The organism is Micromonospora sp. NPDC048868 (assembly GCF_043198195.1).
In the GTDB taxonomy this organism is placed as follows: domain Bacteria; phylum Actinomycetota; class Actinomycetes; order Mycobacteriales; family Micromonosporaceae; genus Micromonospora; species Micromonospora reichwaldensis.
On the sequence record NZ_JBICUN010000035.1, the window covers coordinates 1 to 25,846 of the forward strand.

24 protein-coding genes and 1 tRNA gene are annotated in these 25,846 nt (G+C 71.6%); 16 read left to right on the forward strand and 9 right to left on the reverse strand.

Going from position 1 to position 25,846, the window contains the following annotated elements:
- Positions 1 to 176: 176 nt before the first annotated feature.
- Positions 177 to 1,454, reverse strand: a complete 1,278-nt coding sequence (locus ACGFNF_RS30105; RefSeq protein WP_393172291.1) for an Ig-like domain-containing protein — start codon at positions 1,452 to 1,454, stop codon at positions 177 to 179.
- Positions 1,455 to 1,641: 187 nt separating this feature from the next.
- On the opposite strand from ACGFNF_RS30105, the gene ACGFNF_RS30110 reads away from it, so the two are divergent.
- Positions 1,642 to 1,717, forward strand: a tRNA-Lys gene (locus tag ACGFNF_RS30110).
- A gap of 291 nt (positions 1,718 to 2,008) precedes the next feature.
- Here the strand turns inward: ACGFNF_RS30110 and ACGFNF_RS30115 are convergent.
- On the reverse strand, positions 2,009 to 2,203 hold the full coding sequence (locus ACGFNF_RS30115) for a phospholipase D-like domain-containing protein (protein WP_393172293.1): 195 nt from the start codon (positions 2,201 to 2,203) through the stop codon (positions 2,009 to 2,011).
- Here ACGFNF_RS30115 and ACGFNF_RS30120 point away from each other — a divergent pair.
- Positions 2,198 to 2,320, forward strand: a complete 123-nt coding sequence (locus ACGFNF_RS30120) for a hypothetical protein (protein ID WP_393172295.1) — start codon at positions 2,198 to 2,200, stop codon at positions 2,318 to 2,320. The genes ACGFNF_RS30115 and ACGFNF_RS30120 overlap by 6 nt on opposite strands.
- A gap of 67 nt (positions 2,321 to 2,387) precedes the next feature.
- Here the strand turns inward: ACGFNF_RS30120 and ACGFNF_RS30125 are convergent, their stop codons facing one another.
- On the reverse strand, positions 2,388 to 2,783 hold the full coding sequence (locus ACGFNF_RS30125; protein ID WP_393172297.1) for a hypothetical protein: 396 nt from the start codon (positions 2,781 to 2,783) through the stop codon (positions 2,388 to 2,390).
- Between the two features lie 12 nt (positions 2,784 to 2,795).
- Positions 2,796 to 4,904: a tetratricopeptide repeat protein gene (locus tag ACGFNF_RS30130; RefSeq protein WP_393172299.1), complete on the reverse strand. Its 2,109-nt coding sequence runs from the start codon at positions 4,902 to 4,904 to the stop codon at positions 2,796 to 2,798.
- Positions 4,905 to 5,369: 465 nt separating this feature from the next.
- Here ACGFNF_RS30130 and ACGFNF_RS30135 point away from each other — a divergent pair, with 465 nt between their 5' ends.
- A complete protein-coding gene (locus tag ACGFNF_RS30135; RefSeq protein WP_393172301.1) occupies positions 5,370 to 6,110 on the forward strand; it encodes a class I SAM-dependent DNA methyltransferase in 741 nt (246 codons plus the stop codon).
- A gap of 279 nt (positions 6,111 to 6,389) precedes the next feature.
- The gene (locus ACGFNF_RS30140) at positions 6,390 to 7,310 is read left to right on the forward strand and encodes a LacI family DNA-binding transcriptional regulator (RefSeq protein ID WP_393172325.1); all 921 of its coding nucleotides are present in this window, start codon (positions 6,390 to 6,392) and stop codon (positions 7,308 to 7,310) included.
- A gap of 1 nt (position 7,311) precedes the next feature.
- Here the strand turns inward: ACGFNF_RS30140 and ACGFNF_RS30145 are convergent, their stop codons facing one another.
- Entirely contained in the window at positions 7,312 to 8,037 is a 726-nt protein-coding gene (locus ACGFNF_RS30145) for a hypothetical protein (RefSeq protein WP_393172303.1), read from the reverse strand.
- A gap of 92 nt (positions 8,038 to 8,129) precedes the next feature.
- On the opposite strand from ACGFNF_RS30145, the gene ACGFNF_RS30150 reads away from it, so the two are divergent.
- Positions 8,130 to 8,711, forward strand: a complete 582-nt coding sequence (locus ACGFNF_RS30150) for a kinase (RefSeq protein ID WP_393172305.1) — start codon at positions 8,130 to 8,132, stop codon at positions 8,709 to 8,711.
- 82 nt (positions 8,712 to 8,793) lie between these two features.
- On the forward strand, positions 8,794 to 9,054 hold the full coding sequence (locus tag ACGFNF_RS30155; protein ID WP_393172307.1) for an NPCBM/NEW2 domain-containing protein: 261 nt from the start codon (positions 8,794 to 8,796) through the stop codon (positions 9,052 to 9,054).
- 183 nt (positions 9,055 to 9,237) lie between these two features.
- Here ACGFNF_RS30155 and ACGFNF_RS30160 read toward each other — a convergent pair whose 3' ends face one another.
- Complete coding sequence (locus tag ACGFNF_RS30160; RefSeq protein ID WP_393172309.1) at positions 9,238 to 10,617, reverse strand: MFS transporter; 1,380 nt, start codon at positions 10,615 to 10,617, stop codon at positions 9,238 to 9,240.
- Positions 10,618 to 10,722: 105 nt separating this feature from the next.
- Between ACGFNF_RS30160 and ACGFNF_RS30165 the strand changes: the two genes are divergently transcribed.
- Together ACGFNF_RS30165 and ispH are read left to right on the forward strand one after the other, a co-directional pair.
- Positions 10,723 to 11,307: a TetR/AcrR family transcriptional regulator gene (locus ACGFNF_RS30165; RefSeq protein ID WP_393172311.1), complete on the forward strand. Its 585-nt coding sequence runs from the start codon at positions 10,723 to 10,725 to the stop codon at positions 11,305 to 11,307.
- Positions 11,308 to 11,411: 104 nt separating this feature from the next.
- The gene (gene ispH, locus ACGFNF_RS30170; RefSeq protein WP_207914700.1) at positions 11,412 to 12,356 is read left to right on the forward strand and encodes a 4-hydroxy-3-methylbut-2-enyl diphosphate reductase; all 945 of its coding nucleotides are present in this window, start codon (positions 11,412 to 11,414) and stop codon (positions 12,354 to 12,356) included.
- A gap of 131 nt (positions 12,357 to 12,487) precedes the next feature.
- Here the strand turns inward: ispH and ACGFNF_RS30175 are convergent, their stop codons facing one another.
- Entirely contained in the window at positions 12,488 to 13,417 is a 930-nt protein-coding gene (locus ACGFNF_RS30175; protein ID WP_357580784.1) for a 2OG-Fe(II) oxygenase family protein, read from the reverse strand.
- A gap of 178 nt (positions 13,418 to 13,595) precedes the next feature.
- On the opposite strand from ACGFNF_RS30175, the gene ACGFNF_RS30180 reads away from it, so the two are divergent.
- The 7 genes from ACGFNF_RS30180 to ACGFNF_RS30210 all read left to right on the forward strand — a co-directional run bounded on the left by ACGFNF_RS30180 (position 13,596) and on the right by ACGFNF_RS30210 (position 22,754).
- The gene (locus tag ACGFNF_RS30180; protein ID WP_393172313.1) at positions 13,596 to 14,462 is read left to right on the forward strand and encodes a LuxR C-terminal-related transcriptional regulator; all 867 of its coding nucleotides are present in this window, start codon (positions 13,596 to 13,598) and stop codon (positions 14,460 to 14,462) included.
- 246 nt (positions 14,463 to 14,708) lie between these two features.
- Entirely contained in the window at positions 14,709 to 17,723 is a 3,015-nt protein-coding gene (locus ACGFNF_RS30185; protein ID WP_393172315.1) for an amino acid adenylation domain-containing protein, read from the forward strand.
- Positions 17,723 to 18,481: a leucyl/phenylalanyl-tRNA--protein transferase gene (locus tag ACGFNF_RS30190; RefSeq protein WP_393172317.1), complete on the forward strand. Its 759-nt coding sequence runs from the start codon at positions 17,723 to 17,725 to the stop codon at positions 18,479 to 18,481. Before ACGFNF_RS30185 ends, ACGFNF_RS30190 begins: the two co-directional genes overlap by 1 nt.
- Before the next feature lie 17 nt (positions 18,482 to 18,498).
- Entirely contained in the window at positions 18,499 to 19,242 is a 744-nt protein-coding gene (locus tag ACGFNF_RS30195) for an N-acetyltransferase (protein WP_357580780.1), read from the forward strand.
- Positions 19,239 to 20,288 (forward strand): methyltransferase, encoded by a 1,050-nt coding sequence (locus tag ACGFNF_RS30200; RefSeq protein ID WP_357580779.1) that lies wholly within the window; start codon positions 19,239 to 19,241, stop codon positions 20,286 to 20,288. The genes ACGFNF_RS30195 and ACGFNF_RS30200 overlap by 4 nt, the downstream gene beginning before the upstream one ends.
- A 102-nt stretch (positions 20,289 to 20,390) precedes the next feature.
- A complete protein-coding gene (locus ACGFNF_RS30205; protein ID WP_393172320.1) occupies positions 20,391 to 22,118 on the forward strand; it encodes an acyl-CoA dehydrogenase family protein in 1,728 nt (575 codons plus the stop codon).
- Between the two features lie 3 nt (positions 22,119 to 22,121).
- Positions 22,122 to 22,754 carry a hypothetical protein gene (locus tag ACGFNF_RS30210; RefSeq protein ID WP_357580777.1) on the forward strand — a complete coding sequence of 211 codons (633 nt, stop codon included), beginning with the start codon at positions 22,122 to 22,124 and terminating at the stop codon, positions 22,752 to 22,754.
- Between the two features lie 28 nt (positions 22,755 to 22,782).
- Here ACGFNF_RS30210 and ACGFNF_RS30215 read toward each other — a convergent pair whose 3' ends face one another.
- Entirely contained in the window at positions 22,783 to 23,271 is a 489-nt protein-coding gene (locus ACGFNF_RS30215) for a pyridoxamine 5'-phosphate oxidase family protein (protein WP_132240862.1), read from the reverse strand.
- Positions 23,272 to 23,315: 44 nt separating this feature from the next.
- Positions 23,316 to 24,179: a 3-hydroxybutyryl-CoA dehydrogenase gene (locus tag ACGFNF_RS30220; RefSeq protein WP_151453515.1), complete on the reverse strand. Its 864-nt coding sequence runs from the start codon at positions 24,177 to 24,179 to the stop codon at positions 23,316 to 23,318.
- A gap of 240 nt (positions 24,180 to 24,419) precedes the next feature.
- On the opposite strand from ACGFNF_RS30220, the gene ACGFNF_RS30225 reads away from it, so the two are divergent.
- On the forward strand, positions 24,420 to 25,652 hold the full coding sequence (locus ACGFNF_RS30225; RefSeq protein WP_393172323.1) for a cytochrome P450: 1,233 nt from the start codon (positions 24,420 to 24,422) through the stop codon (positions 25,650 to 25,652).
- Positions 25,653 to 25,846: the final 194 nt, after the last annotated feature.

The window sequence follows — 25,846 nt, forward strand, 5'->3', positions numbered from 1 at the left end:
GGGGGGGGGGGGGGGGGGGGGGGGGGGGGGGGGGGGGGGGGGGGGGGGGGGGGGCCGGGGGGGGGGGGGGGGGGGGGGGGGGGGGGGGGGCCGGGGGCGCGGGGGGGGGGCCCCCCGCCGCCCCCCCCCGGCCCGCGGGTGCGGGCCGGTCGCCGGATCGTCGGTGGGTGTGCGCCTCAGAAGGGCGACCCCTCGCCGGCCTCCGACACCGGCACGGCGCTGCCCTTGACGAACTCGGACCAGCTCTGGCTCCACGCCGTCCAGCCGTTGCCCGGTGCCAGCTTGCGCTCGGTGCCCTTGATGGTGATCGGGTCGCCCACCTTGGTCTTCCCGAACAGCCAGCGGGCGTTCGCCATGGAGACGTTGACGCAGCCGTGCGAGACGTTCTGCCGGCCCTGCACGTGCTCCGACCAGGGCGCCGCGTGGATGTACTCGCCGCCCCAGGTGAGCCGCTGGGCGAAGTCGATCTCCGTCACGTAGCGGTTCGCCGGGTCCGGATCGTCGCGGGTGTCGAAGACCGTGGACTCCTTCTTCTCCATCACGACCATCGTGCCGCTGGAGGAGGGGGTCTTCTTCTTGCCCAGGCTCACCGGCAGGGTGCGGACCACCTGGCCGTCCTCGTACACCGTCATCTTCTTGGTGGCGTTGTCCACCTGCATCTCGAACGCCCGGCCGATCTTGGCGGTCGCCGCACGGTCGACGTTGCCGTAGCGGCCGTTGCTCAGCGGGATGCCGGCCAGGGCGATCCGGACGGTGAGCGTGGTGCCGGCCTTCCAGTACTCCGGCGCGCGGTAGTAGGCCTGGGTGCCGTTCTCCACCCAGTGCCAGGCGCCCGGCTGCGGCGGATCGGTCTGCACGAACATGCGCTTCTGCACCGCCGCCCGGTCCTTCTTCGGGATCCCCGGGTGGAACTCGGTGACCACCGGCATCGCCACGCCGTAGGTCTTGTCGTCGAAGAGGTAGAGGCCGGAACTGATCACCGACTTGGGCTTCGCCATCGTCGTGAAGGTGCTCTTGCCCTGGCTGGTCGTCCCGTCAGGGCCGGTGGCGGTGACCGTGGCCGTGTAACGGGTGCCGTACTTCAGCGGCTTCGACGGCACCCAGGACGAGCCGTCAGCGCGCAGGCGCCCCTCGACCTGGCCGCCGTTGGCGGCGGCCAGCGTGACGCTGGACACCTTCCCGCCGCCGGGCACCTCGGCGCTGATCTCGGAGCTGACCGGCCGGTTCTTCCCCCCGTCGGCCGGGCTCACCGTCAGCGGCGGACCGCTCGGCGCGGCCGGGGTGCCCGGCTCGGCCGCCGTGCCCGCCGCACCCGGTGTGGCGGACGTGGCCGGCGCGGTGCCGCCGACGAACTCCGCCTGCTTCTTCTGCTCCGCGCCGCAGCCCGTCAGAGCCAGCGACGCCACCAGGCCGAGGGCGCCCACCATCGCCCCGGCCCGCGCGAACATGCCCATCCCCACCTCTGTTCTCGCGTACCTGGCGCACATCGTGCCGCATGGTCGCCGTTTGTCCGCCCCCTGTCCTCGTGCGCCCGGCCGATTCGTCCACGAATGCCCGGTAAGCTCGGCCGAAGGGGGGAGCCGGGGATCGGATTGGAACCCCCCTCGGGAGGCATGCTAATCTTCTCCCCGTTGCCAACGAGCGCCGCTAGCTCAACTGGCAGAGCAGCGGACTCTTAATCCGCGGGTTCGGGGTTCGAGTCCCTGGCGGCGCACCAGCATCAAGCTGCGCGTTCTTCCCTGAGGGAAGGGCGCGCAGCTTCGTTTCGGCCTAAGGGGAACCGAGCGTCCCGGTCGCCGCCTCCGGTATCACCTGGACGGCGCGAGGGATGCCATGGGCGACCCGTTACGGCCTCCGCGCCTGCGAGCCGGGAGACACGCTGGTGTAGGTGTCCCGGGTCAGGCCCACCCAACCGTTCATCCGGTAGCGCGTCCAGGCTCGTGGCACGTACCCGACGCCGCCGGCCTTCGCCAGCTCCGGTAGACCGATGTGTTTCGCTGGGTGTTCACTACTTATTTAGCTGCTGCAACACGCCAGTACGGGAATCGGTAAGGGCCTGGAAGTGCGCGACGAGTTTTCGCGCCACCTCCGGATCGTGGAGCACCACGCCGACCTCGATGTTGTGAGACAGTGCCCGGTCGGTGAGGTTGGCGCTGCTGATCAGCGCGACCCTGCTGTCGGCGGCGATGAGTTTCGCGTGCAACGCAGCGTGCGCGTTTCCGGCGAGGAGGGGCAGACCTACTACGCGAAGTGGGAAGCAGACGGGGCCACGCAGCGGATCCACGATCTGCTGCGGGAACGGGTGCACGGCCCGGGGTAGCAACGCGAGCCCGTCAGCGGTGGTCCTGGACTCGCAGATGGTGCGCCACGTCAGACCCGGGCCATGCTCAGGAGAGCGGATGAACCTTGCCCAACGTGACTCCGCCTGAGATGTGACCCGCCTGGATCACGTGGCCGCCCGCGGTGCCGGTCATCATGTTGTTGACCTGTCCATCGGTACGGCGGAGATCGATGACCTCCTGCCATGCGCCCCGCAGCTGCTCGTCGAAGCCTCGGTCGCGCTGCCGCAGCGCAGTGAGGATCTCGCTGAGGTGGTTGATCTGGTTCGCGCCCAGTTCGGTCAGTGCTGATCCCTGGAGCAACTCTGAGCCGTCGTGATCGCGGCGGAGGCGTTCCTTGACGATCTGCGTCAGACGCCGCCAGGCGCGCGATCCGTGGTCGATGGCCAGCTCGCTGCCTTTCGACGCGATGCCGGTGGCGATCGCCAGGCTGATCGGGTCCATCTTCAGACTCCTTTACAGTGACGCCGACGGGTCGCCGGCGGCGATCTCGGCCAGGCCAAATTCGGTGGACATGAGTTCGAGGTCTTTGATCAGGTCGCCATAGTCGATTCGGTTGGCCAACAACATCGCCGACCGCCATGCCGTTATGGCTACTTCGAGGTTTCCATCACGGATGCAGATGCGGCACAGCTCATGCCAGATCTCGGCCTCGCTGTGGTGGTCACCGATATCGCGGCAGATCTTTTGGGCCTCAAGGTAGTGGTCGCAGGCGAGATCGTGACGGTTCAGCCGGTTGAAGTAGACCCCGGCGATCAGGCGTTCCGTAGATGCGATGCTGCTCCGAGCGTCGGCCTGGTGGAACAACAGGAGCCCACGGTTGAACTGGTCGAGCGCCCCGTCGATGTTGCCGGCCTTCTCCAGCGCTACGCCGATCGATATCTGGATATTTCCCTGCTGCAGGACGTCGCTGGCGTCCACAGCGATCTGGAGCGCGGCGCGATAGTGTTTGAGAGAGGTTGCGATGTTGCCGAGATGGGAGTGCGCTGCTCCCAGCTCGCGCATGATGACCCCCTCGAACCTTCGGTTGCCGAGCGTGGCGGCGATATCGGCGGCCCTGGTCAGATGGCCGAGACACTCCTGTTCCCGGCCGAGGAACACCAGGGTGCCCGCAAGGTCGCACCGGAGCGTGGCTTCATACTCGGGATACCTCTGGTGCGCCGACCTGATCCCCATCTCCACTATGGTTGCCGCCTCGGCCCACCGCCTGGTGTCTCTGAGGTGGTGGCTGACGTTGCTGGCCAACTGGGCCGCAAACAGGTGAGAGCCGTACCGCTGCGCGATGTCGACCACTTCGATCAGCGCTGTCCGCTCGATGGCCAACCATGTCGAGAACGTGTTTCTGTGCTCGACGTTGTCCGCCGAGTTGTCATGGCGCGAGGACAACATGTCGAGGCACTTTTCCACGATCGCGTAGTATTCGACGAGCATCCTTTCGATGGCGTCGTCCACCTCTTCCGGCGAGTCCTCCTGTGCCGACTTCTCCGTGGCATAGAGCCGGATCAGGTCGTGGAACTGGTACCAGCCCCGGATGTCGGAACGGTGCAGCATGCTCGCCCGACACAGCGCAGCCAGCAACCTGGTGGCGTCGTGGGTCTGGATGCCGGCCAGCGCCCCTGCGGTCCAGTCGCTGACCCGCTGCCCGGGAGCGTGTGAGAGCAGCCGGAACATCCGGCGCTCGGCAACAGAGAGTCGAGCGTAGGACAGGTCGAACGCCGCCCGTACGGCGAGATCGTCGCCGTACTCCAGCTCTGCCAGCCGATGGCGTTCGTCCCGTAGCGCCCTCGCCACTTCGGACACCGGCCGACCAGGGTCGTCCAACAACAGTGCCGTCACGATCCGCAGCGCTAAGGGTAGGTGGCCGCACAGCGCGGCGACTTCGCGCATCGCGGCTGACTCCCGACGAAGCCGGTCGTCCCGCGATTCGCCGGCAGCCAACAGGGAGACAGCCTCGTCGACATCGAGCACGTCAAGGTGCACCGGACGCAGGCCGTCGAGGTCGGCGAGTCGGTGGCGGCTCGTCACCACCACGCGATGCGAGCCGGAGCCCGGCAACAACGGACGGATCTGGGCAGCGGATGACGCGTTGTCCAGTACGACCAACACGCTCCCGGCGTCGGCACCGTGCCGAGCAAGCAATGAACGGTATGCCGTCTCCAGGGCACCATGCCCGACCGGGATCTGGTCATGTGGTAGTCCGAGTGACTGCACGAACGTCGTCAGCGTTTCTGTCGGGTCGGTGGGCGCCGGGTGATAGCCGCGCAGGTCCGCGAAGAGCACACCACCAGGGAACCGGCCATGGCGGATGGCCGCATGCGCGACATGGAGAGCGAGAGCGGTCTTGCCGACGCCGGGTGCCCCGGACATCACGATCGGCCCCTCGTCATCGAGCAGCGTGGCAATCTCAGTCAGCAGGCGGACCCGGCCAACGAACCTCGTCGTGCCTGCCGGCAACCCGGACATTGTCAGAGGTGGCGCAGCATTGACGGTGACCTGGCCAATGTGGCCCGCCTGAACGACATTGCCGACCACCGTACCGCTGACCTCGTTGTGGGTGCTGGTCACGTACTAAGTTCTACCCCTTGGGTGCCAACCGGCCGGAAACTGACCGGAGAAGAACGACCGTTGCTGGAGCTGGCTCCCCGGCCAGCGGCGGTCGGTGCTCGGCGATTACCGTCACCCGCTCCACGCCGGAGACCCTGACCAGGGCGCAAGTCCCCCGCCAGAGCTTTCGATATTTCAAGATCAACGATTACCCGCGTGCCAATGACGTGCCATTGGCGCCGGCCGACTGGGGTCTTCTGCGCGGGTTCGAAATTAGTGGTGCTAACAGGCACATCGTTGGTCGATCGACGTCGTGCACGAGTTTCGCTGACCGGTCGGTTGGGCTCGGAGGCGGACAGCAGGGCCATGAACCCGAACAGACGGACTCCAGCGACCGGCATGGACTGAAAGACTCGACGTAGACCAATTTTTGATCCGTGGGTTCGGCCGGTTGTGGGCCGCGAGGCGCGCGGGTAGACAGATGGGGTGGTCGATCACCAGTACGCCGATCCCGATCTCGCCGAGCTGTACGACGTGTTCTGCTCCTGGGACCAGCGCGACGACTTGGCCTTCTACCTGCCCTGGGTGATGTCGGCGCGTGCCGTGCTCGACGTGGGGTGCGGGACGGGCCTGTTGCTGCACCGGGCGCGTGCGGCCGGGTACCAGGGGCGTCTGTGCGGGCTGGACCCGGGCGCCGGCATGCTGGCGCGGGCCCGCAGCCGTTCCGACGTCCAGTGGGTGCTGGGTGACCTGGGCTCGGTGCGCTGGAAGCGGGAGTTCGACCTCGTCGTGATGACCGGCCACGCGTTTCAGGTGTTCGTCGACGACGAGGAGCTGCGATCCGCGTTGGCGGCGGTCCGGTCGGCACTGACCGACGACGGCCGGTTCCTGTTCGAGACCCGTAACCCGGCGGCGCGGGCCTGGGAGCGGTGGACGCCGGAGCACGCGGTGGAGGGCGTCGACGCCCGTGGTGCCACCGTCCGGATGGAGTACGACGCCGAGCCGCCGGTCGAGCCCGGCACGGTGCGGTTCACCACGACGTTCTCCAGCCCGCGTTGGCCGGGACCGCGTACCAGCCACAGCGTGCTGAGGTTCCTGGACGTGGCGACGCTGTCGTCGTTTCTGACCGGCGCCGGTCTGGTCGTCGAGGAGCGGTTCGGCGACTGGCAGGGCGGCGCGTTCACCGAGACGAGCCCGGAGATCATCACCGTTGCCCGGCGGGGGTGAACCGACGCGGGTGGCCGCTCGGCGGGCCGTCCGCACACCCGGCGGCACCGCTCACACCAGCGAGCCGGACGACCCGCCGTCGAAGTTCCGGCGCGGATACCACACGCGTACGCGGAAAACGGTGCGCCGACCAGGCCGGGTCGCCCTGCGGCGGCCGGTTGGTCGGGGTGTGTCCGTGCCGGCACCGGGCTGAATTGGCACCCGTCCGTCGTGGGCGTCGGTGCCGAATGGACACCGACTCGCGACCGTTCCCACGCAGGCGATCGGGGCCGCGCGCGGGTGATCCAGAGCCGACGGGGAGGGGCGTTTGCGGGTGGTCGAGTCACCGGGCGGGATCGACGCGTCGGCCCGGTCGGCGATCTCCTTCAGCCTGCGCAGGCTCTGGCGGCACAGACTCACCCTCACCCTGCTCTGCCTGGTGCTGCTCGGCGGCGCGCCGACGCTGACCACTGCGGCCACCCTCCGCCCGGAGGCACCCACCACGCGCTGGTCGACGGCATCATCCTGGTGGCCGACGACGCCCCGCCGGAACTGGTCAGAAAACAGGCCGGCGCCGGTGCGCCACTCGTGCTGCTCGGCGAGAGCAGCGACCACCGGTGGGACCACATCACCGTCGATCACGCCGGGGCGACCCAGGACGCCACCGAGCACCTCCTGCGCGCGGGCTGCCGACAGATCGCCGCGATCGGCGTCGGTCCGGACGAGTCCTCCACCCGGGCGCAACGTCGGATGGTCGGCTACCGAAGGGCCCTGCGGCGGGCCGGCCTCGCCGAGTCGTCGGGGCACCTCCAACCCGCGCTACTGCACCGCCGTGACCACGGCTACCGTGCCGCCCGGACGCTGCTGGCACAGGACTTGCGTCCGGACGGGCTGCTGTGCTTTTCGGACCTGCTGGCGATCGGCGCGATGCGGGCCGTCTTCGACGCGGGCCTGCGCGTCCCGGAAGACGTCGCCGTGGTCGGCATCGGCGACAGCGAGGAGGCGCGGTACGCGCGGCCCGCCCTGAGCACCGTCAGCGTCGACACCGCCTTCATCGCCCGCGAGGCCGTCGCCCGGGTTACGAGCCGGATCGCCCTGCCCGACGCGGCCCCGACCCGGATCATCGCGCCGCACACGGTGCTGGTCCGGGAGAGCAGCGCGGTGCTGGGCGGGCCGTCCCGGTCCGCGCCCCGGGACGGCGAGCCGGCCGGCACCCGATAGGTCAGGAGGTCGAGCGGGCTGGCGCGGCGGGCGCGAGTCGGGCCGTCCCGGGCGGCACCCGACCATCCTGCAACGGGGTGAGCAGGCGGCGCAGCGACAGCCCCACCGCCGAGGCCAGCAGGCAACCACCGACGACCATGACCACCCAGGCCGTGGCGTTGCCGGTGCCGATCAGCGGACCGGCGGTGACCGGGCCGATCACCCCGCTGATGCCGGTGGTCATCGAGTTCATCGCGTTGTAGCGGCCGCGCAACTCGTCGCGGGCGAGAATGTTCGTCAGCATCGGAAGCACCGGGGCGAGCATCGTCTCGCCCAACGCGAAGATCGTCGCGCAGGCCACCACACAGCAGGCCGCGAGGAGGGCGTTGTCCCGGCCCGCCAGGCCACCGATGCCAAGCGCCAGCCAGGTGATGGCGAACACGAGGCCGACAGCGGCGAGGGCCCGCGAACGGCTGCGCCCGTTGAGTCGGCCGATCACCAGCAGTTGCAGTACGACGATGACCACCGCGTTGCTCGCCAGCGCCCACGCCATCACCCGGGGTGTCACCTCCGCGACCTGCACCGAGAAGGCGGTGAATCCCACCTCGAGTTGGGCGTAGCCGCAGATCGTGATCACCAGGGCGAAGAGGACCAGCCGCCGGAACGGCCGGTCCCGCAGGACGGCGAGATAACCCGCCGGACGGGGGTGCGTCGTCTCGGGGCGTGGCCCGGCCCGAGGGTGTCCCAACGAGGCCGAGACTGTCAAGATTGCCGATGGCTCTATGCGTCGTCGCCGCCCTGGGCCTGACCGTACGCACCGGCTGACCGGAAGGGAGCACTATGGACGCCGACGCCGACGCCGACGCCGTCCCGACCGGCAGCGCGGACACGATCCTCGTCTGCGTTCGGGGCAACTCCGGCTCGGGTAAGAGCAGCATCGCCCGGGAGTTGCGGCGTCGGCACGGCCGGGGCTGTGCGCTGGTAGAACAGGACTACCTGCGCCGCATCGTGCTGGGCGAGCGCGACAAGCCCGGCGGCGCGGCCCCGGCGTTGATCGAGCAGACCGTACGGTTCGCGCTCGACCACGGTTACCACGTCGTGCTGGAGGGCATCCTGCACACCGGCCGCCACCGGGCCCTGCTGACGGCGCTGCGGGACGGTCACCGGGGGCGGTCGCTCTTCGTCTACCTCGACGTGTCCCTGCCCGAGACCCTGCGCCGGCACCTGACGCGCCCGCAGGTCGGCGAGTTCACCGCCACGCAGATGAGCGGCTGGTACGCCGCCCACGACGTCCTCGGCTGGCCTGACGAACTCGTCCTCCCGGAGGCCACCACGCTGGAGGACGCCGTCCAGGTCGTCGCCGCAGCCGCCGGGCTGCCCCAGACCGGGGGCGACGCCGACGTGCTCCCGATCGTCCCGTAGCCCACGCGAGGCGTTCTCGCTGCCCTGCGGGCCGGCAACCGCGTCTCCGTGCTGGTTGAACGACAACTACACGGTCACGTTCGTGGTGAGTCGGCAGTTCCGGGTCCTCGAGGCGGCCGTTGGCATCGCCGACGAGTCCCCGAAGGGCGTGCCGCTGCGGTTCACCGTGCTCTCCGACCGCAAGGAGGTCTTCACCACCACGGTCGGCCTCGGGAGGACCCGCCCGGTCAAGGTGGACATCAGCGACTCGACCCAGGTGTCGCTGCGGGTCGGCACCACAAGCGTCGAGCAGTGCCACGGCGACAGCCTCGGCGCCTGGATCGCGCCGCGGGTACGCCGGTGAGCGCCGGCCCGTCGATGTGACGGTGACCGGCGCCCGCGCGTCCCCGAGCGTGCCGGGCTCCGACCCGGCGGCCGGTGGGCGGGCCCCCACCGGCCGTTCCCGCGCCCGCCTGTCGGGGGCGTGGTGGAGGATGTCCGACCCGGTGGCCGGTGGGCGGGCCCCCACCGGCCACCGGGTCGGGGCTCAGTGGGTCGGCCGGGGGGTGATGACGAAGGCCAGGACGGCGGCGGCGACGGCGATGACGGCGCCGGTGGTGAAGCCGCGGGAGAAGCCTTCGGTGCTGGTGCCCGCGATGCTGGCCGCGGCCATGCTCGACACGACGGCGGCGCCGAGCGAGGCGCCGAACTCGTGGAAGGTGCTGACGATGCCGGACGCCAGACCGGCCTCCTGCGGCGCGACCTGACCGAGCGCGACGGCGGAGGCCACGACGAAGAGGACGCCCGTGCCGGAGGCGGCGACGGCCACCCCGACGACGAGGGCCAGGGTCCCGTCGACGAAGGCGGGCACCGCCATGCCGGCCGCCGCGACGAGCAGGCCGAGGACGCCGAGCGTGCGCGCCCCGATCCGGCCGATGACGCGGCCGGCGGCGTTCGCGCCGAGCATGGTCGTGATCGCCACGGGCAGGAAGAGCAGCCCGGTGCGCAGGGCGCCGTAGCCCTGGTAGTTCTGGAGGTAGAACGTGCCCAGGAAGAAGACGGTGATCATCAGCGCGGTCGCGACGAGGATCAGCAGCGCCCCGGTCGCCACCGGCCGGCGGAACAGCAGCCGTACGTCCATCAGCGGGCTCGCGGCGCGGCGCTGCCAGACGACGAACGCGGCGTAGAGGAGCACGGCGGCCAGCAGCAGCGCCAGGATCGTCGGGTCGGCCCAGCCGACGTCGCCGGCGCGGATCAGCGCGTAGATCAGCGATCCGGTGGCGGCCGTCACCAGCACCGCGCCGGGCACGTCGAGCCGGCCCGGCACGCCGGTGGGCGCCTGGGGCGGCAGCTGCATCCGGAGGGCCAGCAGCAGGATGATGCCGACCGGCACGTTGACGAAGAACACCCAGGGCCAGCCCGGCCCGGCGGTGAGTAGGCCGCCGAGGAGGACGCCCAGGGCGGCGCCGCCGCCGCCGAGCGCCGACCAGATGCCGAGCGCCTTGTTGCGCTCGTCGCCGTCGAAGATCGTGACGACCAGGGACAGGGCGGCGGGGGAGAGGAGCGCCGCCGCGAGGCCCTGCCCGACGCGACCGCCCAGCAGCATGGGGCCGCTGGTCGCCAGCCCCGCCGTCAGGGACGCGGCGCTGAACAGCAGGAGCCCGGCGAGGACGAGGCGCCGGGCGCCGAACAGGTCCGCGGCGCGCCCGCCGAGCAGCAGCAGGCCGCCGAAGGTGAGGGTGTATCCACTCACCACCCACGTGAGGGCTTCCCGATCCATCCCCAGGTCCGACCCCATGTGCGGCAGGGCGATCGCGACGACGGTGACGTCCAGGATCAGCATCAGTTGGGCGATGCCGACGAGGCCCAGGATCCGCCAGCGCTGCGGATGCGGACTCGCGGGTGTGGGAGTTTCGGTTGCGGTCACAGGTTCCGCCATGGCTGCCAGGCTCCTCCGCCAAGTCGAACGGTAGTGTTCAAGTTACGGAGACACGTTAACTCATGCACGCCTGTTCGACTTAGGGGAAGTTCCATGACTCGCCCACTCGCCAAGCCGACCCGCCGGGCCGACGCCCAGCAGAACGTGGAGAGGATCCTGGAGGCGGCGGTGAGCTGCCTGAGTCGCGACCCCGACGCCAGCGTCAGCGACATCGCGCAGGCGGCGCGGGTGGGCCGGGTGACCCTCTACGGTCACTTCCCGTCCCGGGACGCCCTGGTCGAGGCCGCGCTGACCCGGGTGCTGGCCGAGGGGGAGGAACTCCTGGCGGGCCTCGACCTGACCGGCGACCCGCGGGACGCCCTGCGCGTGCTGATCCGGTCGAGCTGGCTGCTGATCGCCCAGTCGAGCGCCGTGCTGGAGGCGGCCCAGGCGTCGCTGCCGCCCGAACGCGTGCACCAGCTGCACGCCGAGCCGGCGCGACGCGTCGACCAGTTGATCCGCCGGGGCCAGGACGAGGGGGTGTTCCGGGTCGACCTGCCGGCCAGCTGGCTGACCAGCGTCCTGCACCACATCATGAAGGGCGCCGCCGCCGACGTGGCCAGCGGGCAGGTGGACCGGGCGGCCGCCCCCCGCCTCATCTCCGAGACGGTTCTCGCCGCCTACCAGGTGAACGGATAGCGGACGTGCCGGCGCCGGGCGTCGTCGCTGGTGCTCCATCGGAACCCCACCGGATTGCGAGGACACGCCTCGATACTGCGGAGATGCGTGGGAAGGAGTGCGCGATGTCCGTAGCCGAGTCCGTAACGGTACTGCTCGCGGCACCGCGTGCGTTCTGCGCCGGTGTCGAGCGTGCGATCGAGATCGTCGAGCGTGCGCTCGCCAGCCGGGGCAGCCCGGTGTACGTCCGCAAACAGATCGTCCACAACGCGCACGTCGTCGCCGACCTGGAGTCGCGCGGCGCCGTGTTCGTCGAGGAACTCGCCGAGGTGCCCGCCGGCGCGACTGTGGTGTTCTCGGCGCACGGGGTGTCGCCCGTGGTGCGCGCCGAGGCCGACCGGCTCGGCCTGGAGGTGTTCGACGCGACGTGTCCGCTGGTGGCGAAGGTGCACACGGAGGCGCGCCGGTACGCCGACCGTGGGGACACCGTCCTGCTCGTGGGGCACGCGGGGCACGAGGAGACCGAGGGCACCCTGGGTGAGGCGCCGGAACGGATGCTGCTCGTGCAGTCGCTGGAGGACGCGCACACGGTCCAGGTGCCCGACCCGGACCGGGTGTCGTACCTGACCCAGACCACGCTCGCCGTGGACGAGACCGCCGAGGTGCTCGACGTGCTGCGCCAACGGTTCCCCGCGCTGCGCGGGCCGTCCTCGGCCGACATCTGCTACGCCTCGACCAACCGGCAGGCGGCGTTGCGTACGGTCGCCGAGGAGTCCGACCTCGTGCTCGTGGTCGGCTCGACCAACTCGGCGAACACGCAACGGCTCGTCGAGCTGGCCCGCCGCGCCGGCCGACCGGCCCACCTCATCGAGGACGCGGCGGAGATCCTGCCGGAGTGGCTGGCGGGTGTCAGCACGGTCGGGGTCACCGCGGGTGCGTCCGCCCCGCCGCGCCTGGTCGAGGGCGTGGTCGAGGCGCTGCGGGCGCGCGGGCCGGTGACGGTGGTGGAGCGCGAGGTCGCCCGCGAGACCATCGAGTTCACCGTGCCGGGCGCGGTGCGTTCCCTCTGACACCGGACCGCCGCCCGGCGGACCGCCCGTCGCCGATGCGCCGCGCGCCGGAAGCGCCCGGCGGCCCGCCCACCGCGCGGCGCCCGGCGGACCGCGTCTGCGGGGCGGTCCGGCGGGCGCCGCGGGGTCGGCTACGCGGAAGCCTGGTACGTCGACTGCATCTTGTGCGAGAACCACTCGCCGACGGTCACCCGGTCGAGCCCGGCCTCGGCGCTCTCCTGGGCCAGCGGGCGCATGGGCTCGATGGTGGTGTCGTGGTTGGGCAGGTAGAAGAAGGGGATGGAGACGCGCGACGGCGCGTCCGTCCCCTCCGGGTTGACCACCCGGTGCACGGTCGACGCCCACCGGCCGCCGGTCCAGAACGCCATCAGGTCGCCGATGTTCACCACGAAGCTGCCGGGGATGGCGGGCACGTCCAGCCAGTCGTCGTCGCCGCGGCGCACCTGGAGCCCGCCCAGCTCGTCCTCCACGTAGAGCACCGTCAGGCTGCCCCAGTCGGTGTGCATCTCCCGCCGCAGCACGCCGTCGTCGGGCGTCGGGTAGTAGTAGTTGGCGATGATCAGGGACACGTGCTCGTCGAACTTGCTGTCGAAGAAGTCCTCCGGCAGCCCGAGGGCGAGCGCGAACAGCCGCATGATGTCCGCCGACAGCTCGGTCATGGCGGCGATGTACTCGTACCAGACCGCCTTGAAGTCGTCGTCCGGCCAGATGTTCGCCGCCTTCCAGGTGGCCGGGTGCGTGCCCAGCCGGGCGCGCTCCTCGTCGCTCAGGTCGCCCGTCACGTGCGCGGCGAACGCCTCGTACGGGCCGCCCGGGCGGCGCAGGCCCGACACCCCGGAGCCGCGGTTCGCGCTCCGGTCCTTCTCCTCCTCGGGTCGGGTGAAGAAGGTCTTCGTGGTGGTGTACATCCGGTTCACCAGCTCCCGGGGCACGCCGTGCCCCACGACGGTGAAGAACCCCGAACCCTCGCACGCCTTGCCGATGGCTGCCGCGATGGCCGCGCGCCCCTCGGCGGTGGTGCGGCCCGACAGGTCGATCGCCGGTACGAAATCCTGGACCACAACGGGTTCCACAACTGCCCGCCTCTCTCGCGACGTCATTACATTGATCGAAGCAATCCCCGGTCACCCGCCGGCAAGTCGCTGCGGTGTCGCTTCCCCCACGTGCGGGTAATTGCTCGGCGTACCTGGTGGTAAGGCAATGTTGAGACCGGCAGACATTCACGTGCACGATTGCGTCGTGGCATACGAGGACGAGCAGTTGTCGCAGATGGTCGGGGCGCTCGCCGCGGCGGGCCGCCCGCTGTCCGGGGACACCGTGGGTCGGCTCGTCGCCGATCCGCCCGGTGTCGTGGCGGATCCTGCCATGCGCCTGCTCGTCGCCGCCGCGGCGGGGGACCCGCTGCTGCTGGCCGCGCTGCGCGAGGGGATCCGCGTCGAGGGCGTCACCGACGGGCCCGGCCGGGCGCGGACGCCGAAGCGGGTCCAGGAGCTGGTCCGTGCCACGTTGCGCGGCGCGCCGACCGGAGCGTGGCAGCTGCTGCGGGTGGCCGCCGTGCTCGGTCGGTCCTGCCAGCTCGCGGAGCTGACGGCGATGACCCGGCGGAACACCGCCCAGCTGCTGCCGGACCTGGACGCGCTGCTCGACGCCGGCCTGCTCGACTGGGTGGGCGACGACCTCGCCTTCCGGCACGAACTGGTGTGGTGGGCGGTGCTCGACGCCCTGCCGCCCGCTGTGCGGCAGGCGCTCCGCGTCGACCGCGACCGCCTGCGCCGGCGCCGGGCCGTGACCGGTGCGTCCCGCGCCGCCGACCCGTCGGCGGAGCCCGTGGCCCCCGCCGACCTGCGGCGCAGGATCGGGCTGCGCTCCGCGCCCGCCGCCCGCGAGCACCGCCCGGACGCCGGCGGCGCGTGGGAGTCGTTCAGCGGCGTCGAGCGGGCCATCGCGCGGCTCGTCGCCGAGGGCATGACCAACCGGCAGATCGCGACCCGGGTACGGCTGTCGCCGCACACGGTCAACTACCACCTGCGCGGCCTGTTCCGCCGGCTGGGCATCTCCTCGCGGGCCGAACTCGTCCGCCACGTGCCGGTCTCCTCCGCGGCGTAGCGGGCGCTCCGGACCTTCCGGACAGCACTGCCACATAGCGATTTCCGGCGTCCTTCACGTTGAATTCGACGACGGGTGGACCGCGCCTAAAGGACTACCCTGATGAGTAGTGTCAATTCTGGTTCCATGCTCATTCTGGTAGTCGGGGGAACCGCCCTCAGGCAGTAGTGTCGCCCGTATCGAATTTCGTTGGGTCAGCGGCAGGTAAATCCACGGGTACGACCGTGCTCACACCCGAGGGAAAACATGAACATCCGTACGCAACCGCGTGTCCACGAACTCATCGCCGTCCGCGCGGCGTCGCAGCCCGACCGGACCGCGGTCGTGCAGGGCGACGCGCACGTCAGCTACGCGGACCTGGAGCGCCGGGCGAACGGCCTGGCCCGCCACCTCGTCGACGAGGGCGTCGGCGCGGACTCCGTGGTCATGGTCCACCTGGAACGCTCCATCGACGCCATCGTCGGTCTGCTCGCCATCTGGAAGGCGGGCGCGGCCTACCTGCCCGTGGATCCGGGGCTGCCGGACAGCCGGGTCGAGGCGTTCGTGAAGGAGACCGACTGCACCACCGTCATCACCCACGGGCGCGACCTGGCGCGCTTCGCCGACCTGCCGGTCAGGGCGCTCACCGCGAGCGTCACGGACGGCGCCGCGACCGCCCCGGCCGTGGCGGAGGGCGGCGGGGACGCCGCCTACATCATCTACACGTCGGGATCCACGGGTACGCCGAAGGGCGTCGTGGTCAACCACGACTCGCTGAGCCACCTGTGCGGGGAGCTGGTGGGCCGCTACGGCGTCGCCCCCGACGACCGGGTGCTGCAGTTCGGCGCGCTCTCCTTCGACACCTCCATCGAGCAGATCACGGTCGCGCTGCTGGGCGGGGCGACGCTGGTGCTGCCCGAGCTGAGCTGGGCGCCCAGCGAGCTGCCGGAGCGGCTGCGCCACCACGGGGTCACCGTGATGGACCTGACCCCCGCGTACTGGCGCCGCTTCCTCGCCGAGGCCGGCGCGCAGGCCGGTGACCTGCCGGTCCGGCTGGTGATCGTGGGCGGCGAGGCGGTCAACGCGGAGGACTGCCGCACGGCGCTGGACCTGATGCCCGGGGTACGGCTGGTAAACGCCTACGGGCTCACCGAGACCACGATCACCTCCTGCCTGATGGACCTGACCGCCGACGTGCTGCCCGCCCGCGGCGCGGCTCCCGTCGGCCGGCCGCTGCCCGGCACCGTCGTGTACGTCCTCGACGAGCACGGCCGGCCGGTCGGCCCCGGCGAGCGCGGTGAGATCCACATCGGCGGTCGAGGCGTGGCGCGCGGCTACCTGACCGAGGACGACGCCGGCCGCTTCCGCGCGGACCCGTTCGCGTCCGAGCCCGGCGCGCGGATGTACCGGACCGGTGACCTGGGCGCCTGGACCGCCGAGGGCAACCTCGAGGTGATCGGGCGCATCGACCGGCAGGTCAAGATCCGTGGTTTCCGGGTGGAGCCCGGCGAGATCGAGGCGGCGCTGGCGGCGCACGACGGCGTCGACACGGTCGCCGTCACCACGTACGAGCACGACGGCCAGCGGCGCCTGGTCGCGTACCACACCGGCCCACGGCCCCTGGACGTCGCGGAGCTGCGCGAGTTCGTCGGCCGCCACCTGCCCGACTACATGGTGCCGACGGCGTTCGTCGCCCTCGACGAGCTGCCGCTGAAGACCAACGGCAAGGTCGACCTGGCCGCGCTGCCCGCGCCGAGCACCGCGACGGTCGCCGCCGAGGCGGCGGACGACACGCCCGTGGACCTGGTGGAGCGCGGCGTGACCCGGCTGTGGGGGCAGGTGCTCGGCGTGCCCCGGGTGCTGCCGGACGACAACTTCTTCGCGCAGGGCGGCAACTCGATCCTCGCCGCCGAGCTGCTCGCGAAGATCCGCGGCTCCTTCGGCGTGCTCATCACCCAGGTACGTCCGCTGATCCGGCTGCTGCTGGAGGACGCGACGCCGCGCGGCCTGGCGCGGGCGGTGCGCGAGGCCCGGGAGGGCACGCTCGCCGGCGACGACACCCGCAAGCGTGTCGACTTCGCCGCCGAGACGGAGCTGGACGTGCAGGTCCGGCGCGACGTGTCCGACGAGCCGCGCTGGCAGGACCCCCGCCACGTGTTCCTCACCGGCGCCACCGGCTTCCTGGGCATCTACCTGCTGCGGGAACTGCTGACGAGCACGGACGCCGTGGTGCACTGCCTCGTGCGCGCCGACGGGCCGGAGCAGGGCCTGGCCCGCATCCAGGCCAACGCGCGGCACTACTTCGGCGAGGACCTCGCCGGTCACCAGGCGGCGGGCCGGATCGTCGCCGTCCCCGGGGATCTCGCGGCACCCGGGCTCGGCCTGTCCGAGGCGGCCTTCGACGAGCTGGCGCGCACGGTCGACGTCATCCACCACCCCGGCGGGGCCGTCAACTTCATCTACCCGTACTCGCACATGCGGCCGGCGAACGTCGAAGGCACCCGCGAGATCATCCGGATGGCCGCGCGACACCGCAACGTCCCCGTCCACTACACGTCGACGATGGCCGTCGTCGCGGGCTTCGGCACCGCCGGCGTCCGGCACGTCGACGAGGACACCCCGCTGGCGTACGCCGACCACCTCTCCGTCGGCTACGTGGAGAGCAAGTGGGTGGCCGAGGCGCTGCTACACCGGGCGGCGGAGCAGGGGCTGCCGGTGGCGATCTACCGGGCCGCCGACATCTCCGGCGACCGGGTCAACGGCGCGTGGAACATCGCCACGGAGATGTGCGCGATGAAGAAGTTCGTGGTGGACACCGGCACCGCCCCCGTCGCGGAGCTGCCGCTGGACTACACGCCCGTCGACGTGTTCGCCGCCGCGGTCGCGCACATCGCCCGGGCGTCCCGGCCCGCCGGCGAGGTCTACCACCTCACCAATCCCGGGAAGGTCAACATCTCGGTGCTGGTCGAGCGCCTGCGGGCGCACGGGCACGACATCCGCGAGGTGACCTGGGCCGAGTGGCTCGACGAGATGGTGCGGGTCGCGGTCGAACAGCCCGACCATCCGATGACCCCGTTCGCGCCGCTGTTCATCGACCGCTGCGCGACGGGCCAGATGAGCGTCGCGGAGATGTACCTGGAGACGACGTTCCCCGTCTTCTCCCGCACCAACGTGGAGCACGCGTTACGCGGCAGCGGCATCGAGATCCCGACGGTGGACGCGGAGATGCTCGACCGCTACATCGGCTACCTGACCCGCACCGGGTTCCTGCGGGCCGCGTGATGGGCTGGGAGACGCTCGACCTCACCCACGCCCCCACCGAGGGCCCGGTCGCGTTCGGCGACGACCTGTCCGCGACGACGCTCCTCGGCGCCTACCGGCACGGGCTGTTCCCGTTCCCGGCCGACACCGAGGAGCGGAAGATCGTCAGCGAGTTCACCTACGAGGCGGACGTCGCCGCCGGCCGGATCGCGGTGCTCGCCGGGAGCGCGGACCCGTACGCCGTCGCCTGGTGCTCGCCCGACCCGCGCCCGGTGATCCGCGTCGACCAGGCCCGCATCCAGCGCAGCCTGCGGCGGCAGTTGCGCAACAAGGTCGAGTGGACGACGACGCTCGACGTCTGCTTCGACCGGGTGGTCCAGCACTGCCGCGTGGGCCGCGAGCCGCGGTGGCTGACCGACCGGCTCGTGTCGGCGCTGCGCGAGCTGCACGCGGCGGGGCACGCCCACAGCGTCGAGGTGTGGGAGGGCGACGAGCTGATCGGCGGCACGTTCGGCGTACGGGTCGGTGGCGTGTTCAGCGCCGACTCCCAGTTCGCGCTGCGCAGCGGCGCCGCGAAGGTCGCGGTCGCGTGCCTGGTGCGGCGCGTCGCGGAGAGCGGCGGCGTGGCGGTCGACGTCCAGCACGACGGCGACCACGCGAAGCTCATCGGCGCGGTCGTGGTGCCCCGTACCGAATACCTGGCGCTGCTGCGCAGGCACGCCGACGACCAATGCGCCATGCCCGCGGACCCGCTGCCCGCGCGCAGCCTGGCCGCCTGACCGAGGGAGGTGACCCCGTGCGCGTGTTGACGCTCGCCGAGCGACCGGACCTGCGGGACGCGATGCTCCACATGGAGGCCTCGTGGCCCGAGTACATCCCGCCCGAGCCGATGGTGATCGGCTGGGCCTTCGACCGGTACCCGGAGCACCAGCTCGTCGTCGTCGAATCCGACGACACGGTGGTGGCCCGCGCGGCCGGCGTGCCGTTCGCCTGGGACGGTGACCCGGCGAGCCTGCCCGACACCGGCTGGGACGCGGTGCTGGGGATGAGCATGCTCGACACCTCCGCCGGCCGCGAGCTCACCGCGCTCTGCGCACTGGAGATCGCCGTGGTGCCGGGCATGCAGGCCCGGAACATGTCGGGGCGTGTCCTGGACGCGGTCAAGGACAACGCCCGCCGGCACGGCTACCGCGACGTCGTCGGGCCGGTCCGGCCCAGCGGCAAGCACGCCGAGCCGCACGAGCCGATGCCGGGGTACGCGGCCCGGACCCGCGACGACGGGCTGCCGGCCGACCCGTGGCTGCGCGTGCACGTCCGGGCGGGCGGGCAGGTGCTCCAGGTCTGCCCGGCCTCCATGACGATCTCCGGCAGCCTCGCGCAGTGGCGCGACTGGACCGGGTTGCCCTTCGACACCAGCGGACCGGTCGTCGTGCCGGGTGCCCTGACCCCGGTCGCGGTGAACGTCGACCACGACCACGCCGTCTACGTCGAGCCCAACGTGTGGGTTCGACACCCCCTCGCGGAAAGGCATGCCTCATGACCAGCACCGTTCCGGCCACCCTGGCCTCCAGGATCCGCAACCGCGCCGCCCTGATCGAGATCATCGGCGGCTACATGGCCTCGCAGTCGCTCGCGCTCGCCGCCGAGCTGAAGCTCGCCGACCACATCCACGACGGCCGGGTCACGAGCGCGCAGCTCGCCGAGGCGACGGGCACCCACGCGCCGTCGCTGCACCGGCTGCTGCGGACCCTCGTGGCCATCGGCGTGCTGGTCGAGCCGACGCCGGGCGAGTTCCGCCTGACCGAGGTGGGCGAGCAGCTGCGCACCGACTCGCCGAACTCGCTGTGGGCGTTCACCCGGTTCTTCACCAACCCCACGCTGTTCGCGTCCTGGCAGCAGGTGCGGCACACCATCGAGACCGGCGAGTGCGCCTTCGACCACGTGCACGGCAAGAACGCGTACGTGCACCTCGCCGAGAACCCCGAGCTGTCCGCGCTGTTCAACGTGGCGATGGGACAGGAGTCGAGGGCGTCCGCCCAGCTCGTCGCCGACGGGTACGACTACTCCGGCGTGCGTACCGTCGTCGATGTCGGCGGCGGCGACGGGACGCTGCTCGCCGCGATCCTCGGCACCCACGCCCACCTGCGGGGGGTGTGCTTCGACAGCGCCGCGGGCGTGGCCGAGGCCGCCGGCGTGCTCGCCACCGCCGGTGTCGCCGACCGGTGCGAGATCGTGGCCGGCGACTTCTTCTCGTCGGTCCCCGAGGGCGGCGACCTGTACATCATCAAGAGCGTCTTCCAGGACTGGGACGACGAGAACGCCCGGAAGCTGCTGGCCACGGTGCGTGCCCACATCCCCGCCGACGCCACGCTGCTGATCGTCGGATCCGTCCTGCCGGACACCGCGAACACCGACAACCCGGTGATGTTCTACACGGACATCAACATGCTGGTGACCGCCGGCGGCCGGGAGCGGACCGAGAGCGAGTTCCGGTCCCTGCTCGCCGAGACCGGCTTCACCGTCGAGTCCTGCGGCCACGGCGCCGCGGGCCCGCTCTCGCTGATCAAGGCCGTGCCGGCGAGCTGAATCACGTCGAGGACCGGGCCACGGGCGCACCCGCTCACGCGAGTCGAACGTGGCCCGGCCCGTGTCCCGATCCAGACCCACCCGCGCAACGGGGAGGCAACGATGACCAGACCGAGTTTCGGCAGCGAACTCCTGCGCGGCAGGCTGCGGGTCGACCTGCTCGACCCGCTGCCCGACGCCGGGCTCGACGCCGACGCCGAGGCGTTCCTCGCGCGGCTGCGCGCGTTCTGCACCGACAAGGTGGACGGCCGGCTCATCGAGCGCGAGGACCGGATCCCCGACGAGGTGGTCGACGGCCTGCGCGACCTCGGCGCGTTCGCCATCAAGCTCCCCAGGGAGTACGGCGGGCTCGGCCTGTCGGGGGTCTGCTACCACCGGGCGCTGATGATTGTCAGCACGGCGCACTCCTCGCTCGGTGAGCTGCTCGGCGCGCACCAGGCGATCGGCCTCATCCAGCCGCTGCGGCTGTTCGGCACCGACGCGCAGAAGCGCGAGCTGCTGCCGAGGTGCGTACGCGAGATCTCCGCCTTCGCCCTCACCGAGCCCGACATCGGCAACGACCCCTTCCGGATGCGGACCACCGCCACCCCCACCGGCGACGGCGGTTACCGCCTCGACGGGGTGAAACTGTGGACGACCAACGGCACCATCGCCCATCTGATCGTGGTGATGGCCCTGGTCCCGCCGTCGGAGAGCGGCCCGGGAGGCATGTCCGCGTTCGTGGTGGAGGCCGACGCGCCGGGGGTCACGGTGGAGCACCGCAGCTCCTTCCTGGGGCTGCGCGGCCTGGAGAACGGGGTCGTCCGGCTGCACCGGGTCGTGGTGCCCGCGAGCCGCCGGATCGGTCCGGAGGGGCAGGGGCTCCAGGTGGCGCTCGCCGCGCAGGACACCGGCCGGCTGTCGATGCCCGCCGTCTGCGCCGCCGCCGCCAAGTGGAGCCTGCGGATCGCCCGCGAGTGGTCCGGCGTACGCGTGCAGTGGGACCGGCCGATCGGCGAGCACGAGGCGGTGGCGGGCAAGATCGCCTACATCGCGGCGACCGCCTTCGCGCTGGAGGCCATGGTCGAGGTGTCCGGCCGGCACGCCGACGCCGGCGTGCTGGACACGCACACCGAGGCCGAGCTCGCGAAGCTGTTCGCGTCGGAGCAGGCGTGGCGGATCGTCGACGAGCTGATGCAGATCCGGGGCGGTCGCGGGTACGAGACCGCCGAGTCGGCCGCCGCGCGTGGCGAGCGCGGCGTCCCCGTCGAGCAGCTGTTCCGGGACCTGCGCATCGGTCGGATCTTCGACGGCTCCAGCGAGGCGCTGCGCGTCTTCGTCGGGACCGACGCCCTCGCCGACGAGGCGCCTCCGGCCGACGGGCCGGGTACGCCGTCCGCGCCACAGCCCGACTACGGCGTGCTGGCCGGGCACCTGTCGTCCGCCGCCGCGACGTGCGCCGAGCTGGCCCGGCACCTCGACCGGGGCCGGGAGCGGTGGGGCGAGGCGGTCGCCGAGCGGCAGCTGTTCCTCGGCCGCGTCGTGGACGTCGCCGCCGAGCTGTACGCGATGACCGCCGCCTGCGTGTACGCCAGGGCGCTCGGCGGCACCGCTGTCGAGTTGGCCGACGCGTTCTGCCGCCAGTCCCGGCAGCGGGTGGCCGAACTCTGCCGAGGGCTGTGGGCCAACACCGACGGCGACGACGTCGCGGTCGCCCGGCGGGTGCTGGGCGGCAGCTTCACCTGGTTGGAAGAGGGCGTGCTCGACGCGTCCATCGAGGGGCCGTGGATCGCCGAGCCCGTACCGGGACCGGCGAGCGGCCCGAACCTGCACCGCACGATTCGGAGGTGACTAGTGGACGAGCACGTGGCAGAGCTGGTGGCACAGGGCCGGCGGTCGCTGGAGCTGGCGCCCAACCGGTTCCTGGAGCTGCTGGAGCGCGGTGAGGTGTCGGCCGACCGGCTGCGCGCCCTGGCCGGCGAGCTGTACCACCTGGTGTCCAGCGACCGGAGCAGCTTCGCGTTCCTGGCGGCCCGCTTCCCCGAGCCGCTGTTCCTGGCCATGGCGGGCGCCGAGGAGGAGGCGCTGGGCCTGCTGCCGGCCTTCGCCGCCGCCGTGGGCCTGGGGGAGAAGGAGCTGCGGGCGCACGAGCCGCGACCGCTGGCTCAGGCGTACCCCTCCTTCATCGTCCGGACCGCCGTGTTCGGGCCGCGGTCGGCGATCCCGCTGGCCCTGCTGGTCAACGTCGAGGAGTCGGGCGGCTTCTACGCCCGGATGGCCGACGCCCTCCAAACGCGCTACGGGTTCTCCGACGAGGCGGTCGCGCACTTCCGCTACTTCGCCGAGACGCCGGACGAGGTGCTGGAGCAGGCGGCCGGGGTGGTGTCGACCGGCCTCGCGGCGGGCGACGACCCGGTGGAGGCCCTGCGCGCGGCGCGGATGGTGCACGCCTACGAGGCGGTGTTCTGGGCGACGATGGCCGAGTGACCCCGGGACCGGGGTGGACCCGCCCCGCTCAGGGCAGGTCCACCTCGATCCGGCGGTCGATCCGGTCCTCGATCCAGGTGCTGGTGTCGACGAGCCACACGCGGTCCACCGAGATCTGGTAGATGCGGTGCTCCGCCGGCGGCAGCAGCGCCGACACGGGCAGGGTGTACTCCGCCCTGCTCGCCTCGTCCGGCAGCAGGGCGTCGTAGAACGTCGCGTGGTGTGCGCGTACCTCGTCGGCGGTCAGCTCCCGGCAGGTGCCGGTGAACTGGGCGCCGTCGACCTCGGTGAGCCCGCCGTCGCCGGTGACGAAGAGGGCCCCGCTCACCGTCGGGCGGGCCGCCACGTGCCTGCTGTGCCGGGACTGGGTCGCGGAGCCGAACAGGAAGCGCAGCGGGTCGGGCAGCCACGCGTACTGCAGCACCGCCGTCCACGGCCGGCGGTCGGGGGAGACGGTGGACAGGGACAGGTACTTCGCGTCGGCGACGACGCGGTGCAGACGGTCGACGAGGTCCATGGTTCAGCCCACCTCCGCAGGGGACGTTGCGGCGGCGTACGCGCTCATCGCCCGTACTCGTAGAAACCCCGGCCGCACTTCTTGCCGAGCATGCCGCCGGCCACCATGCGGGCGAGCAGCGGCGGCGGCGAGTAGTGCGGCTCCCGGAACTCCCGGTACAGCGACTCGCTGATCGCGGCCACGATGTCGAGCCCGATCAGGTCGACGAGGCGCAGCGGGCCCATCGGGTGCGCGCAGCCGAGCGTCATCGCCTTGTCGATGTCGGCCACCGACGCCATCCCGGACTCCACCATCCGCACGGCGGAGAGCAGGTACGGGATCAGCAGCGCGTTCACCACGAAGCCCGCGCGGTCCTTGGCGCGGACGACCTGCTTGCCGAGCACCTCGGTGACGAACGCGTCGACGGTCTCGACGGTCCGCGGGTCCGTACGCACCGAGCCGACGACCTCCACGAGGGGGAGCACCGGCGCGGGGTTGAAGAAGTGGATGCCCACCACCTGCTCGGGCCGGGCGGTGACGCCGCCGAGCTTCACGATGGGCAGTGAGGACGTGTTCGAGCCGAGGATCGCGTCCTCGTCCTCGACGACCTTGTCGAGGGTGGCGAACACGTCGAGCTTGATCGACTCCTGCTCCGAGGCGGCCTCGACCACCAGCTGCCGGTCGGCGAAGTCCGTCAGGTCGGCGGTGAAGGACACCCGACCCAGCGTCGCGTCCCGATCCGCCTCGCTGAGCTTGCCCCGGCCCACCGCGCGGTCCAGCGACGCGGTCAGCCGCGCCCGGCCCGGTACGAGGGAGGCCGGCCGCGACACCGCGACGAGCACGTCCAAGCCGGCCCTCGCGCACGTCTCGGCGATCCCGGCGCCCATGACCCCGCATCCGACGACGCCGACCCGGCGAATCCTGTCCATGTTTCTGCCTCCGCACACGCGTTAACAAATGGGGTTGCCGCGGAATTCGGTGAGTAGGGCGGGATCGCCGCTCCCTGACACGTGTCGTGGTAGGACGATAGGTTGGTCGGCCGGCACGACGCAATGATCTGCGCCTTTGTCCAGGCGAATTCGTGACAGCTGCGAGAAAGCGGTTACCCGGCAGTTCCCGATCGACAGTTACCTTTCTCTGCGTTCCCTCACCATCGTAGGAGGCGCACTATGGTCGACTTCAGCGCTGCCCCCACCACCCAGATCGACAGTCGCGGCGGCAAGTGCCTGTACGCGCAGATCGACGAGTTCCGCGCGGCCGGCCCCGCGGTGGCCGTCGAGCTGCCGGAAGGCATGTTGGCCTGGTCGATCACCCGCGGCGACGTGGTCCGGCGCCTGCTGACCCACCCCGGGGTCTCCCGCAACGTCAAGAAGAACGTGCCCAGCTACACCCCCGGCGAGATCAAGTGGCTGTCGCCGTGGGTGGACGTCGAGTCCATGTCCACGGCGGAGGGTCGCGAGCACCAGCGCCTGCGGCAGCTCGTGGCGCCGGCGCTGACCCCGAAGCGGATCGACGCCATGCGCCCGCACGTGGAGCTCGTCGCCCGGCGGCTGCTCGACGACCTGGCGACGCACCCGGCGGACGAGCCGGTCGACCTGCACACCATCTACTCCCAGCAGTTGCCGACCAGGGTGATCTGCGACCTGTTCGGGGTGCCGGACGACCTGCGGCCCGAGGTGCTGCGCATCCTGCGCGTGGTGCTGAACACCGACAACGTGCCGGAGGAGGAGTCGGCTGCGGTCTACGTCGACATGAACGTCGCCATGCGTACGCTGATCGACCTCAAGCGCCGCGAACCGTCCGACGACCTGACGAGCTTCCTGATGGCGGCCCGGGTGGAGGGCGAGGAGCCGCTCAGCGAGCAGGAGCTGGTCGACATGCTGCTGCTGCTCATCGGCGGCGGCAGCCAGACGACCGTGACGCTGATCGACCACACGGTCCGCGAGCTGCTCGCCAACCCGGACCAGCTGGCGACCCTGCTGGCCGACCCGGCCCGCTGGCCGGACGCGATCGAGGAGGCGCTGCGGGCGCACTGCCCGGTGGCGGCACTGCCGATGCGCTGGGCCAAGGAGGACATCGACCTCGGCGAGGGGGTCGTCATCCGGGCGGGCGACGCCATCCTCATCAGCTACCTGGCGCACGGCCGCGACCCGGCCGTCCACGAGAACCCGGACGTGTTCGACATCGACCGGGAGAACAAGGAGCACCTCGCGTTCGGGGCGGGTCCGCACTTCTGCCCCGGCGCCCGCCTGGCGCGCCTGGAGGCGGTCGTGGCGGTGCCGGCGCTGTTCGCCCGCTTCCCGCAGCTCGCGCTGGCCGTGGCGCCGGATGAGATCCAGCCGCTGCGCTCGTTCATGGCGAACGACGTGGCGTCGCTGCCGGTGCTGCTGAACCACCGGTAGGCGGACACGACGCCGCCCGGCCCGCGTCGCGGGCCGGGCGGCGGTGCGTCCGGGGGCCGTCGGCGCGGTGCCGGCAGGCGGTCACGGCCGCGGATCAGCGGGTGAGTGCGGGGATTTGGATTTTGGCGTCGTGTTCGAGGATGCGTTGTTGGAGTTCTTGGAGGCTGCGGCCGGGTTCGAGGCCGAGGCCGTCG